General features: G+C 68.0%; 15 protein-coding genes. 9 read left to right on the forward strand and 6 right to left on the reverse strand.

Going from position 1 to position 13068, the window contains the following annotated elements:
* Window positions 1-5: 5 nt before the first annotated feature.
* A complete protein-coding gene (locus tag AC1HFH_RS07745; protein ID WP_480246747.1) occupies window positions 6-1658 on the reverse strand; it encodes an ABC transporter permease in 1653 nt (550 codons plus the stop codon).
* Window positions 1655-2578: an ABC transporter ATP-binding protein gene (locus AC1HFH_RS07750; protein WP_480246748.1), complete on the reverse strand. Its 924-nt coding sequence runs from the start codon at window positions 2576-2578 to the stop codon at window positions 1655-1657. Before AC1HFH_RS07750 ends, AC1HFH_RS07745 begins: the two co-directional genes overlap by 4 nt.
* Window positions 2579-2667: 89 nt before the next feature.
* Here AC1HFH_RS07750 and AC1HFH_RS07755 point away from each other — a divergent pair, with 89 nt between their 5' ends.
* Entirely contained in the window at window positions 2668-3207 is a 540-nt protein-coding gene (locus AC1HFH_RS07755; protein WP_480246749.1) for a GbsR/MarR family transcriptional regulator, read from the forward strand.
* 29 nt (window positions 3208-3236) lie between these two features.
* Window positions 3237-3719, forward strand: coding sequence for a GbsR/MarR family transcriptional regulator (locus AC1HFH_RS07760; protein WP_480246750.1), 483 nt, complete (start codon window positions 3237-3239; stop codon window positions 3717-3719).
* A gap of 16 nt (window positions 3720-3735) precedes the next feature.
* On the opposite strand, the gene AC1HFH_RS07765 is transcribed toward AC1HFH_RS07760, so the two are convergent.
* Window positions 3736-4566: an SDR family NAD(P)-dependent oxidoreductase gene (locus AC1HFH_RS07765; protein ID WP_480246751.1), complete on the reverse strand. Its 831-nt coding sequence runs from the start codon at window positions 4564-4566 to the stop codon at window positions 3736-3738.
* Window positions 4567-4681: 115 nt separating this feature from the next.
* On the opposite strand from AC1HFH_RS07765, the gene AC1HFH_RS07770 reads away from it, so the two are divergent.
* Both AC1HFH_RS07770 and AC1HFH_RS07775 read left to right on the forward strand, forming a co-directional pair.
* On the forward strand, window positions 4682-5350 hold the full coding sequence (locus AC1HFH_RS07770; RefSeq protein WP_480246752.1) for a TetR/AcrR family transcriptional regulator: 669 nt from the start codon (window positions 4682-4684) through the stop codon (window positions 5348-5350).
* Window positions 5351-5485: 135 nt separating this feature from the next.
* Window positions 5486-6481 (forward strand): alpha/beta hydrolase, encoded by a 996-nt coding sequence (locus AC1HFH_RS07775; RefSeq protein ID WP_480247764.1) that lies wholly within the window; start codon window positions 5486-5488, stop codon window positions 6479-6481.
* Here the strand turns inward: AC1HFH_RS07775 and AC1HFH_RS07780 are convergent, their stop codons facing one another.
* Window positions 6482-7144: a TetR/AcrR family transcriptional regulator gene (locus AC1HFH_RS07780; RefSeq protein ID WP_480247765.1), complete on the reverse strand. Its 663-nt coding sequence runs from the start codon at window positions 7142-7144 to the stop codon at window positions 6482-6484. It lies immediately after the preceding gene.
* A 105-nt stretch (window positions 7145-7249) separates the two neighbouring features.
* Here AC1HFH_RS07780 and AC1HFH_RS07785 point away from each other — a divergent pair, with 105 nt between their 5' ends.
* Both AC1HFH_RS07785 and AC1HFH_RS07790 read left to right on the forward strand, forming a co-directional pair.
* Entirely contained in the window at window positions 7250-7954 is a 705-nt protein-coding gene (locus AC1HFH_RS07785) for an SGNH/GDSL hydrolase family protein (protein ID WP_480246753.1), read from the forward strand.
* 331 nt (window positions 7955-8285) lie between these two features.
* Complete coding sequence (locus AC1HFH_RS07790; protein WP_480246754.1) at window positions 8286-8477, forward strand: hypothetical protein; 192 nt, start codon at window positions 8286-8288, stop codon at window positions 8475-8477.
* Between the two features lie 66 nt (window positions 8478-8543).
* Here AC1HFH_RS07790 and AC1HFH_RS07795 read toward each other — a convergent pair whose 3' ends face one another.
* Window positions 8544-9941: a HAMP domain-containing sensor histidine kinase gene (locus tag AC1HFH_RS07795; protein WP_480246755.1), complete on the reverse strand. Its 1398-nt coding sequence runs from the start codon at window positions 9939-9941 to the stop codon at window positions 8544-8546.
* A gap of 460 nt (window positions 9942-10401) precedes the next feature.
* Here AC1HFH_RS07795 and AC1HFH_RS07800 point away from each other — a divergent pair, with 460 nt between their 5' ends.
* Window positions 10402-10632 (forward strand): hypothetical protein, encoded by a 231-nt coding sequence (locus tag AC1HFH_RS07800; RefSeq protein ID WP_480246756.1) that lies wholly within the window; start codon window positions 10402-10404, stop codon window positions 10630-10632.
* Between the two features lie 10 nt (window positions 10633-10642).
* On the opposite strand, the gene AC1HFH_RS07805 is transcribed toward AC1HFH_RS07800, so the two are convergent.
* The gene (locus AC1HFH_RS07805; protein WP_480246757.1) at window positions 10643-11179 is read right to left on the reverse strand and encodes a DinB family protein; all 537 of its coding nucleotides are present in this window, start codon (window positions 11177-11179) and stop codon (window positions 10643-10645) included.
* Window positions 11180-11293: 114 nt separating this feature from the next.
* Here AC1HFH_RS07805 and AC1HFH_RS07810 point away from each other — a divergent pair, with 114 nt between their 5' ends.
* Window positions 11294-12295: a helix-turn-helix transcriptional regulator gene (locus tag AC1HFH_RS07810; protein ID WP_480246758.1), complete on the forward strand. Its 1002-nt coding sequence runs from the start codon at window positions 11294-11296 to the stop codon at window positions 12293-12295.
* The gene (locus tag AC1HFH_RS07815) at window positions 12292-13065 is read left to right on the forward strand and encodes a helix-turn-helix domain-containing protein (protein ID WP_480246759.1); all 774 of its coding nucleotides are present in this window, start codon (window positions 12292-12294) and stop codon (window positions 13063-13065) included. The genes AC1HFH_RS07810 and AC1HFH_RS07815 overlap by 4 nt, the downstream gene beginning before the upstream one ends.
* Window positions 13066-13068: the final 3 nt, after the last annotated feature.

Below are 13068 nucleotides of genomic sequence, written 5' to 3' on the forward strand. Positions count from 1 at the left end.
AAGGCCTATTTCATCTCGAGTTCACGGTTGCGGAAGGCATAGCCGCCGGCGCCGACGAGCGCGGCCGCCAGCCCGGTCAGCACTACCACGGGAGCCCAGGTCATCGTCTCCAGCGGCAGGGTGGCGATGTGCTCGAAGGGCGACAGGTCCATCACCCACTGGGGCAGGTCCATGATCGGACCGAAGAATCCGAGGATCATCGCGAACCCGAACAGTGCCCAGGTGGCGCCGATCGCCCGGGGCACCGCCCCGAAAAGCAGCGCCGCGATTCCCAGGATCACCAGCACGGCCGGGAGATACGCCAGGTGCGCACCGATCGTCTTGCCGAAGTACCCGGCGTCGCCGACCGAGACGGCCGCCGCCCCGCCGAGCGCCGCGCCGGACACCAGCAGCAGCGCGACAGCGCCGCCCGCCAGCACCGCGATCCAGCTGCCGAACCAGCCCCAGCGCCCGGTGGCCGTCGCGAGCACCGGTTCGGCATGCCCCTTCGACTCCTCACCGCGCAGCGACTGGACGCCGAGGATCACGAAGATCACCACCAGCAAGGCGTCGAACAGCCCCATGGTGCCGAGGTAGCCGTCCAACATCCGGTCGGCGTCGCCACCCATCACATCCACCACGTTGTCGGGCAGATCCTGGAACGAATCCACCAGCGTCTTGGTGAGCCCGCCGTACAGCAGGCCGGCTGCGGCCAGCGCGGTGCCCCAGCCGATGAGGCTGGACCGCTGCAGCCGGAAGGCCAGCGCGAGCGGCGAGCTCAGCCAGTTCGCGGCGCGCGGACTGCCCCGGCGCGCCGCGACCAGACCGGCCCCGAAATCGCGGTGGGTGGACAGGACGTAGCCGAGTGCCATGGTCGCGGCGGCGAGCAGCAGCGACAGCGCCAGCGGCCACCACCGCGGATCCACGTAGGCGCGGGTCTGCTGGGACCAGGCCAGCGGCGAGAACCAGGACAGCGCACTGCCGCCCTCGCGGATCGAATCGCCCGCGGCCCGGACGACGTAGGCGATGCCCAGCACGACTCCGGCCAATCCGGAAGCGGCCCGGGAGTATTCGGTGATCTGCACCGTCACCGAGGTGATGCCGGCGAAGACCAGCCCGACCGCACCGACGCCGGCACCGAACAGCAGGGCATCGCCGGTGTCCAGGTCGGCGAGCCCGAAACTGCCCGCGATGAACAGGGAGAGCACCACATTCGCCGCTACGGCGACGACCAGGGTCGCGGTCAGCTGCGCGTAGCGGCCGACCACATCGGCACGGACCAGCTCGGCCCGGCCGGTCTGTTCCTCCAGCCGGGTGTGCCGGGAGACCAGCAGGATGTTCATCAGCGCGGCCAGCAGCAGGAAGTACAGGCCGTATACGGCGACGATCACCGATTCCAGGGTGGGATCGGCCAATCCGTACCCGGGACCCGAGATCAGCGCACCCATCGTGCCCTCGGCGAACTGGCCGACGGCGCGCAGGTCCTCCTGCGTCTTGTACACCTGCGGTAGGGCGGTGGCGTAGTACAGGCCCATCACGGTGATGCCCAGGATCCAGGCGGGCAGTTTGATCCGGTCGCGGCGGAGGATGAAGCGGATCAGGGTGCCGGTGCCGGCCAGGGCATTCGCCCGGTGGGTTGCGGTGGGCCGGGTGGTCACGTCGGCGGTTGCGGTGGTCATCGCACGCTCACTTCCGCGTCGTCGTTCTCACCGGCGAGCTCGTCGCCGTAGTGCCGGAGCATGAGCTCCTCGAGCGTCGGCGGATGGCTGGTCAGCGAACGGATGCCGGCGGCACTGAGCCGGGCCACCGCGGCATCCAGGGCCGCCCCGTCCACATCGAATCTGATCCGGCCGTCCTCGGTGCTCACATGGTGCACCCCGGCGATATCGGCGAGTCCGGACACCGGTTCGGCGGTGACCGCTTCGACACTGGTCCGGGTGAGATGCCGCATCTCGGTCAGGGTCCCGGACTGGACGGTGCGGCCGAGCCGGACGATGCTGACCCGATCGGCGAGTTTTTCCACCTGGGCCAGGATGTGGCTGGACAGCAGCACGGTGGCACCGGCCGCCTTGGCCTCGGCGACCACGTCCTGGAACACCACTTCCATCAGCGGATCCAGGCCCGCGGTCGGCTCGTCGAGCAGGAACAGCTCCACGTCGGCGGCCAGGGCCGCGATCAGGGCGACCTTCTGCCGGTTGCCCTTCGAGTAGGTCCGGCCCTTCTTGGTGGGGTCGAGGTCGAAGCGTTCGATCAGATCGTCCCGGCGGGTCTCGTCGAGCCCGCCCCGCAGCCGGCCGAACAGGTCGATCGCCTCGCCGCCGGTGAGGTTGGGCCACAGCTCCACATCGCCGGGTACGTAGGCGAGCTTGCGGTGCAGGGCGACCGCATCGGCCCACGGGTCGCCGCCGAGCAGGCTCACCGAGCCCTGATCGGCGCGGAGCAGGCCGAGCAGCACCCGGATCGTGGTGGTCTTGCCGGCGCCGTTGGGCCCGAGGAACCCGTGCACCTCACCGCGGGCGACCTCGAGGTCCAGGCCGTCGAGCGCCTTGGTGGGACCGAAGGACTTGTGCAGTCCGGAGATGGTGATGGCGTTGTCCATGAACCGAGCGTACATAGATTTCACAAATTTGTGAATGTTTTGAAGGCTATGATGTAGCTACCTCGACGGAGTCGCATCAGGAGGAGGTCGTGACGGCAGTGCCGGACGAATACCAGCCGGGCGAGTATCAGCCGGGCGAGCAGCAGGAAGAGGCCGTGCTGCAGTTCGTGGAGCAGTTCGCCCTGCTCCTGACCGACGCCGGGATGCCCCGGATGTCGGCCCGGGTGTTCGCGTTCGTTCTGGCCGACGATGCCGAGCGGTACACCGCCCAGGAGCTGGCGAACGGGTTGCGGGTCAGTGCCGCCGCCATCTCGGGTGCCGTGCGGCATCTGGTCCGGATCGGCCTGCTCGGCCGGGAACGGGAACCCGGCGCCCGGCAGGACACCTACCGGGTCTACGACGACGACGTCTGGTACGCGATCACCATGCAGCGCGGGGAGACGCTGGATCGTTCGGTACGTTTTCTCACCGAGGGGGTCGAACTCCTCGATCATGCCCGGCCGGGCGGGCGGCGGGTGCGCGAGACCCTGGAGTACTACCGGTTCATGCGCGCCGAACTCCCGGCAACGATGCGACGGTGGCAGCAGCGTCGCCGGGAACTGTTCGGCGCCGACGACCAAGTGCGGTGACCGGCTTTGGTGAGTGAGGAGAGACAGCGGTGACGGCGGAGGATGCAGGCGCGCATTTCGTGGAGAAACTGGCGCTCGGCCTCACCGAGATGGGCTGGCCGCGGATGCCCGCCCGGGTGTTCGCTGCGCTGATGATGGCCGATGAGGCCAGTATGACGGCCCGGGAGATCGCCGAGGCATTGTCGATCAGTCCGGCCGCGGTGTCCGGTGCGGTGCGCTATCTCGACCAGGTCGGCCTGGTCTCGAAGTATCGCCGCCCGGGACAGCGGCGCGACTCCTATCGGCTCTACGACGATCTCTGGTACGCCAGCTTCCTGAAGCGGGACCGGATGCTGAAGATGTGGTCGGAGACGGCCGCCGAAGGTGTCGGAATCGTGGGTGCGGACAGTCCGGCCGGTCGGCGGCTCGCCGAAATGGGTGACTTCTTCGACTTCTTCGCCGCCGAACTCCCGGTGCTGTTCGACCGCTGGCACGAGCGGCGCGGCGCCGCCGGGTCCGGCGACTCGGAGTGAGCCGCCGGACCCGTACTCAGCCGGCGGACCGGCTCAGCTGCTCCCACTGGGCGATCTCGGCCCGCTGGATCTGCGACATCTGTTCGACCATGTCGTAGGCGGCATCGCCGAGAATCAGCCGCCGGGGCGGGTCGGACCGGTCGACGAGGTCGACGACCGCGGCGGCCGCGGCGACCGGATCGGCATCGACGGATTCACCGAACACCGTGTCGAGCCATTCCCACACCTCCTGGTACGCGGGGTTTCGATCAGCCATGGTGAGTCCGCGGGTGAACAGATCCGTGGCATAGCCGCCGGGATGCAGGGTGGTGACGTTGATGCCGAAGTCGGCGACCTCCATGGCCAGCGCTTCGCTCATCGAGGCGAGTGCCGCCTTGCCGGCTCCGTAGAGGCCGGTGGCGGCGAAACCGCCGCTCATGCTCATCGTGGCGACCTGCAGCAGGTGTCCGCCGCCCTGTTCGCGCAGTAGCGGCACCACGGCCTGGGCAACCCACAGGGCGCCGAAGAAGTTGGTGTCCAGGTGGGTTCGGGCCTGTTCCTCGGTGATCTCCTCGATCATGCCGAGCAGGGAACCGCCCGCATTGTTGACGACGACGTCGAGCCTGCCGAATGCTCGATGGGCGCGTTGCACCCCGGCGAAGACGGCGGCCCGATCGGCGACGTCCATGTCGAAGGTCACCAGGTTGCCGCCGTGGATGGTCACCAGCTCGTCGAGCGGGGAGACATCCCGGGCGACGCCGACCACCCGGTCGCCTGCGGTGAGGGCGGCCTCGGTGAAGGCGCGGCCGAGGCCGCGGGAGGCACCGGTGATGAACCAGGTGCGGGGGTTGCCGGATTCGTGTCGCATGGAATCTCCTCGAGTTTGTAGAGACGAGACGGTTCGTCTCGGAACGGATCCGAGTATGAATCGGAGTGCCGTGCCTGTCAAGACGGACCGTCTCGTTTCGCTATAGGCTGGTGGCATGTCGACATCGAATTCCGCGCGAACCACACCGGATCCGTCCCGCCGCAGTGCCCGGTCCCGGACGGCCATCCTGGCGGCGACCCGGGAGTTGATCGCCGAGATCGGCTACCCGAAACTGTCCATCGAGGCCATTGCGGCCCGGGCGAAGGTCGGCAAGCAGACCATCTACCGCTGGTGGCCGTCGAAGGGTGCGGTCGTGCTCGATGCGCTGGTGGCGCTGAGCGAGGGGAACGACGGCGTGGTGGCGCTGCCCGATACCGGCGATCTCGCCGCCGACCTGCGTCTGGTGCTGCGCGCCACCGTCGCCGAATTCGCCGATCCGGCGTTCGAGGCGCCGCTGCGGGCACTCAACGCCGAGATCATCAACGATCCCGAGCTGGCGGCCGCCTACCGGGAGCGGCTGGAGGCGCCGATCCGGCAGGCGAAACTGGATCGCCTGCGCAGTGCGCAGGAGGCCGGGCAGCTATCGGCCGATGCCGATCTGGGGCTGCTGGTCGAGATGCTCTATGCGCCGATCACGCAGCGATGGTTGCTGCGGTCCGGCCCGCTCGACCGGGCATTCGCGGATGCGCTGGTCGCCGCCGCCCTGCGGGCATTCGGTGCTTCCGGCAACGATTCGGCCGACACCGCCCGCCCGAATGCAGGTACAGAGCCCGGTGCGGGTTAGAGTGCCATCGGCTGGAACCAGGACGTACGCGCATCTGACACCGAACGATCGGGAGTGGACGTGGGTTATCGAGCGGGGATCCGGATTCTGTCGTCCGCCGTCGCGGCGGCGTGTATCGCGGTGGCGGCCGGGGTGATGCCGCCGGTTGCCACGGCCCAGCCGGGCGATCCGATCATTGCCGGCGGTGCGCTGCTCGCGAGCCCACAGGCGCCCAACGGCTCCCGGATCACCGATTTCTCCGTCGCCGGGCCGCGCAATCTGGTGTTGAATGTGTACTCGGCGTCGATGGACACCGTGGTGCCCGTCGAGGTGCAGCGGCCGGCCGATCCGTCGGTGCCGCAGCCGACGCTGTACCTGCTCAACGGTGCCGACGGTGGTGAGGGAACCGCCAACTGGGACACCCGGACGCCGGCCGCGCTGGAATTCCTGGGCACCAAGAACGTCAACGTGGTGCAGCCGATCGGCGGCGCCTGGAGCTACTACGCCGACTGGCGAGCCCCGGATCCGGTACTCGGCGTGAACAAGTGGGAGACCTTCCTCACCGAGGAACTGCCGCCGCTGATCGACGGTGCGCTCGGCACCACCGGCCGCAATGCCATCGCCGGCCTGTCCACCTCGGGTACCACGGTGCTGCAGGTGCCGATCTCGGCGCCCGGCCTGTACCAGGCTGCCGCCGCGTACAGCGGCTGTGCCCAGATCAGCGACCCGATCGGCTATCAGTTCGTCAACCTGGCCGTCGAAACCTGGGGTGGTGGTGACACCGAGAACATGTACGGGCCGCAAGGCGATCCGATGTGGGCCGCCAACGATCCGTACGTGCATGCCGAGAAGTTGCGCGGCATGCATCTGTTCATCTCCAACGGCTCCGGCCTGCCCGGTCCGTACGACACCCTGAACGGCCCGTACGCGCTGCCCGGCGCCTACGGTCTGGCCAACCAGATCGTGATCGGCGGCGTGATCGAGGCCGCCACCAACTACTGCAGCCACAACCTGCAGGCCAAGCTGAACGAACTGGGCATTCCGGCCACCTACGACTTTCCGCCCACCGGTACCCACTCCTGGGGTTACTGGCTGGACGCCCTGATCAACTCCTGGCCCACCCTGGCGGCCGGGCTGGAACTGCCCGCCTGATCAAGCGATATCCCGCGGCCCGGCCGACGTCCCGTGCGTCGGCCGGGCCGCGGTCGTTTCGGGATCGGGTGCCAGCAGGCGATCGATCAGCTCCCGGGCGGTCCGGCCGGCCGATTCGTCGCCGAGCCGCAGCGCCGTATTGGCCGCCGCGACGAGTGCGTCCAGCTGGAAGGCCAGCCGGTGCGGATCGTGCGCTGCGACGGCGCCCTGATCCTGTGCGGCCCGGATCTCCCGCTCCAGCAGGGCGAACCAGTCTGCGCGATCGGCGGCGACAGCATCGTGTACCGGCCCGGGCCGGCTGTCGAATTCGGCGGTACTCGCGACACGGAAGCAGCCGCCCGGCAGGACCGGCGCGGTGATGTAGTCGAACCAGTGGTCGATCAGTGCCGTCAGGCGTGCGCCGCCGCGCGGTTCGGCCTGCGCCGGTGCGATGACGTGATCGATGAAGACCTGCCGGGCCGCGGCGACGGCGGCCAGCTGCAGCTTCTCCTTGGTGCCGAAGAGCGTGGCGATTCCGCTCTTGCTCACGCCCAGATCGGTGGCCAGCCGGCCGAGGCTCAGGCCGGTCAGTCCTTCCACCGACGCGACATCGACGGCATGCCGGGCAATGGCGTTCCGGGTGCGGTCGCCCCTGGCCAGACGTCCGTCCCGGGGCTGTGTCATATCGGCCACCCACTCATTGTTCCACGGCGCGGTTGCCAATGCGAACGAACGGTCGTACGTTAACTAGACGACCGTTCGTTCGTATTTGACTCCAGGAGGCCGGCCATGGCCGATCACGACGTATCCACCGCACCCGAGATCACTGAGATGAACGACCCGATGTGCCTGCCGGACACCGAGGCGCGTGCCTTGCTCGCCGACGTCCCGTGGCGGCGCCTGGCCGTCCTCGGCGATTCGACGGCCGAAGGCACGGGCGACCCGTGGCCCGGCTACGCGGATATGCCCTGGGCCGACCGGCTCGGCGCCGCGCTGCAGTCGGCGCACCCGGCAGCCGCTTACCTCAACACCGGCCGGCTTGGTGCCACCGTCGAACAGGTGCACGCCGAACAGGTCGAGACGGTGCTGGCGTTCCGGCCGGACCTGATCCACGTGAGCTGTGGCGGCAACGATCTGTTCGCCGGAATCGAGCTCGACGAAGTCGAACGGCGGCTCGACGAACTGTGCTCGGCAGTACGGGTTTCCGGTGCCCAGCTGTCGATGTTCACGCTCGCCGATGCTTTTCCGGACCGGCTGCGCAACTTCCGGCCCCGGTTCGTCGCCTTCGCCGATATCGTCCGCCGCGTGGCGGCCCGGCACGATGCCGTGCTCACCGAATTCTGGGACCACCCCGCCCGGCTGCGGCCGAGCTGGCTCAGCGCCGACCGGATCCATCTCACCAAGGCAGGACACGCTGTCGTAGCAGGCGCGGTGATCGAATCACTGGCCGGACACCGGAGCCGGACCGAGGGGGATAGCCACGCCGCAGGTTGATCACCCGCACCGCACGCGGAGCTGCGGTCGCCGATGGCAGCGTGTTCCGGGTTGTCGAGTGAACGTGAAAACTGTTGCTGTGCAGCATTTGTCGTGCTAGCGTAGAGTGCGTCGCAGTGCCGTTCAGCGGCGAATATGACGGGGGCGGATCTGGGTATAGGCTGCCTTGGGGGTTGGTTCTATTGCCCATCAAATGCTGGGCTGATCATTCCACCCGATGTGGTGTGCCGTATCGGTCTACTCGTACTTCGGGAGTTCGTTTCCGGGGCCTCGCTTCGGCCTGTGGCGGAATGTTCAACAGTATTGGGAGGGAATAATGAGATCCATCCGTGTGGCTGCCCCGCTCGTCTCGGCGGCGATCGGTGCGGTGTTGTTCGCCGCACCTGCCCAGGCCGAACCGGCGAAGCCCTGTAGTCCGCAGAACGCCGGAGAGGTGGCCTTTCACGACGGCGAGCAGTGGATTTGCTTGCAGACCAACCAAACACATGCCTACTGGGTGAAGCGCGCGGCGCTTCCCTACTGACCCACGCGGGGTTCGTCGGTCTGCCGGTGCTGGGCACTGCAGGCCGGCGAAGCGCAGGGGTATCTGTCAGCCCGGCTCGCCCGGTACTGTGATCCTGATCAGCGTGCCGCCTTGTTCCGAGCTGTCGACGGCGATGGTCCCGCCGTGTTTGGTGATCGCTTGTCGGGCGATGGCCAGCCCGAGACCGGACCCTGGCATCGATCGAGACGCGGTCATCCGATAAAAGCGTTCGAACACCAACTCCCGTTCGCCTGGAGGAATTCCCGGGCCGGCGTCAGCGATGTCGAGTTCGAGCAGCCCCGCCTCGGTAATGCGCATGGCTACCGTGACTTGTGCCCCGGCGGGGCTCCACTTCGAGGCATTGTCGAGGATATTGAGGATCGCGCGTTCCAGGTCGGAACCACTCCCGTGCAGGAACCACGGGCGTAGATCGATCGAGAACTCGGCCCGGCTGCGCCGCCTCACTCGATCCAGGGCGCGCTCTACCACCTCGCGCAGGTCGATCACATCGAAGTCCGACTCCGGTGCAGTTTCGCGGGCGAGGTCGACCAGATTGCCGACGAGTGTGGACAATTCCTCGATCTGTGCAACCACATCGGCACGAAGATCCGCCATGTCCTCGGTCGAAATCAGGGACGCGCCTGGACGGCTGGCAGCTATCAAAAGTTCCAGATTGGTGCGCAATGAGGTCAGTGGCGTGCGCAACTCGTGCCCGGCATCGGCCACCAAGCGGCGCTGCTGGTCGCGAGACTCGGTCAGCGTCCGTAGCATCGCATTGAAACTCTCGGTCAGCCGGGCGAGCTCGTCATCGCCGGTCACCGGAATCGGTGTGAGATCGTCGGTGCGGGCGATGCGCTCAGTCGCAGCGGTGAGCCGACTGACCGGACGTAGCCCGGTGCGCGCCACTGTCGCGCCGAAGGCGCCGCCCAAGACTACGCCGCACGCTCCGATCGCGAACAGGACCCACGACAGTTGATTGAGGACTTGCCTTGTGGGGCTCAGGTTCTGGGAAACAACCAGCGTTGCACCCGAGTTTGTTCTAGCGGCCAGGACCCGCTGGTTCTGCACAGTTCGCAAGGAGGACAGTCGGTCCCCTTCGGCGACAGCCATCTCCGGCTCGCCGATTGCCGGGGTCATCGGCTGAGGGGGCACGTAGTATCTTCCGTCTCGGAAGATCAGGGCCACGCTGATGTTGTTCGAGAACGCCGTCGCAGCGATGATGTATTGGATGTTCACGCTGTCGACGTTCTGGTTGATCAGCTCGTCCGCACGTGCTTGTAGTTGGGTATCGACTCTGTCGTGCAATGCGCGAGCAACAAGTGCATAGGCTGCTATGGACGTCATCGCGACGGCAATCGCTACCACGGAGGCGGCCAGCAGGGTAACCCGCCAGCGCAGTGAAACGCTGCGCGTCGGCGGGGGCGGTGGCCGAATGCCCGACTTCTCGGTGGTCCGAGGAGTCACGGGGGCAACCCGAGTCCGATTCGGGGCAGGGCGTACCACGATCAACAGTCCTATCGGCAGCGTTTCACACAGCGTAAGCTGACGCCGCGCGGTCTACGGTCGGGTCACATTCTTATCGTAGCGTCTGTGAAGGAACTGAGAGCTGATCTCAGCGTGCCCGAGACCGGTGTCGTCGAAGTTGTTACCGATGGCGGTCAGTCTGTCATGTTCACCCTGTCGACCAGGGGAAAGGCGCATGCGCGCACCAGGTTCGCTTGCCGGACACCGGGGCCGGACCGGGCGGGTGGCCGGACCGTGGGCTGATCACCCGCACCGCGCGCGACGGCCGACCGGTGTCGAGCCCGCTACAGTGGTCGTCGTGCACGCTCGGCGATCAGCAGTATCGGTTCTTCTGGCCCTCACCGCGGTTTTCGGTACCGCGTGCACTGTGGAAGGGCTGGGTACCCGAACCGAGTGCCAGGTGAGCGGGTGCACGGTCACCTTCGAACGCGGCGTGAGCGCGAACGCCCAGGTCCTCGGTATCGACCTGGAGTTGGTCGCGGTCGACGGCGACCGGGTCACGCTGCGGGTCGGCGGACAGGAGATGACCACGACGGTCGGCGAGACCCAGCCCGCCGACGGCGCCTCGGTGACCGTCCGTGAGGTCACCGAGGAGCAGGTGGTCGTCGACATCTCGACCGGCATCGGCTGAGCTGCCGGGTTCAGCCCATCGACTTCGCCCCGTCCAGGGTCTCCCGGATGATGTCGGCGTGGCCGGCGTGCTGGGCCGTCTCGGCGATGATGTGCAGCAGAACCCGGCGAGCGCTCCAGCGCGCGCCCGGTTCGAACCACGGCGCGGCCGGCAACGGGTGGTCGGCATCGAGATCGGGCAGCTCGGTCACCAGTTCGTCGGTGCGCCGGGCGACCTCGGCGTAGTCGGCCAGGACCCCGGCGAGCGTCTCACCCGGCAGCAGCCGGAACTGATCGGCCCGAGCCGCGAAATCGGCCTCGGTCATCTCCTCGAAGTTGTGCATCGCAGACGGACCCTCGGTGATGAATCGGGCCCAGTTCCGCTCCACCGCGGCAACGTGCTTGATCAGCCCGCCGAGGCAGAGCTCACTGGCGGACGGGGTGGCCGCGGCCTGTTCATCGGTGAGATCCCGGGTGGTGAAACGCAGGAAGTGCCGGTGTTGTGCCAGGGCCGCCAGCAGGTCCGCGCGCTCGCCGGTCACGGTGGTCTCGGTTGCGGTGCTCGTCATCGGTGTTCCCTTCGTCGTGTGTCCTCTGCCCGGTTGCCGTCTCCGGCGGGTCGAGAACTACGTTAGAAACACAAACGGTCAGTTTTCGTCCGCAATTGCGGCCAGAATGAAAATATGGCCGACACCAGTTCCCGAATGCTGCGCTTGCTCTCGCTGTTGCAGACCCACCGTTTCTGGCCCGGCGGCGAACTCGCCGACCGTCTGGAGGTGTCCGCGCGGACCCTGCGCCGCGATGTGGATCGGTTGCGGGAGCTGGGCTATCCCGTGGACGCCCGCCGCGGTGTCGACGGGGGATACCAGCTCGCCGCCGGGGCCGCACTACCGCCGCTGGTGGTCGACGACGAAGAAGCGGTCGCGCTCACCGTCTGCCTGCAGGCGGCGTCCCAGGGCGCAGTAGAGGGACTGGCGGAACCTTCGGTCCGGGTGCTGGCCAAGGTGGTGCAGGTGCTGCCGCCGAGACTGCGGCGCCGGGTGGACGCCCTGCGGGCGATGACCGTGCCGACCGGATGGGGCGGCCCGCCGGTCCCCGGTGTCGACCCGGCGTACCTCACCGATATCGCCCTGGCCTGCCGGGACGACGAGAGGATCCGATTCGGCTATGCCGCAGCGGACGGCCGCACCAGCGACCGCGAGGTGGAGCCGCACCGGCTGGTCTCACTCGGCCGCCGCTGGTACCTGGTGGCCTACGACCTCACCCGGCACGATTGGCGCACCTTCCGGCTGGATCGGCTGGACCGGCCGGCGCGCACCGGCAGCCGGTTCCGCCCGCGGGACCTGCCCGACGCGGATGCGGCGGCTTTCGTCCGCCGCGGCATCGGAACCGTCCGCGATCGGTATGCGGTGGATGCCGTGATCGACGCTCCGGCCGCGATCGTCGGCCACCGAATCGGCCGCTGGTGCACTGTGACCGAACTCGGTCCCGGCCGGAGCCGGATGCAGCTGCGTACCGATTCACTCGACTGGGCTGTCCTGGCTCTCGGCGCGGTGGACGCCGATTTCGTGGTCGTCGCGCCCGCGGAGTTGCGCGAGCTGATCGGCGTCCGTGGCCGCCGGTTCGCTCGCGCCGCCGAAACTGCCGCGCCCGGTCCGGAGGTGCTGGATACGCTCGAGCCGTGACCACCACCGCCGAACCTTCGATCGGACCCCTGCTGCGTAGCTGGCGGGAACGCCGGCGGATGAGCCAGCTGCAGCTGGCCTCACAAGCCGAGATCTCCACGCGGCACCTCAGTTTCGTCGAGACCGGCCGGTCCAAACCGACGCGGGAGATGATCGACCGGCTGGCCGGCCACCTGGATGTGCCGCTGCGGGAACGCAACGAGTTGCTGCTGTCGGCGGGGTTCGCGCCCCGCTACGGGCGGCGGGATCTGGCCGCGCCCGAGCTGCGCGCGGTCAGCGATGCGTTCCGGAGCCTGCTGGATGCCCAGCTGCCGCATCCGGCACTGGTGCTGGACCGCTGCTGGGACGTGGTCGACAGCAATGCGGCCACCGACCTGCTGCTCGCCGAATGTGCCCCCGAGCTACTGGAACCACCGGTGAACGCACTACGCATCTCACTGCACCCCCGCGGTCTGGCACCACGGATCCGCAATCTGGGGCAATGGCGGGCACATCTGCTCAGCCAGGTGCGGCATCGGCTCGACCGCACCGGGGACCCCGGATTGCGCGCGCTGCTCGCGGAACTGCGCGACTATCCCGGTGGTGATGCCGGAACCCCGGCCCGCACCGATGTGGTGTTACCGCTGCAGTTGCGCGTCGGCGATCGTGACCTGTCGTTCTTCAGCATCGTGGCCTCGGTGACATCGGCAACCGATGTGACCATCGACGAACTGCATCTCGAGGCGTTCTATCCGGCCGATGCCGCGACGACGCAGGCGCTGCACGGCTGAGCC

This window comes from Nocardia sp. KT25-26, from assembly GCF_056627695.1.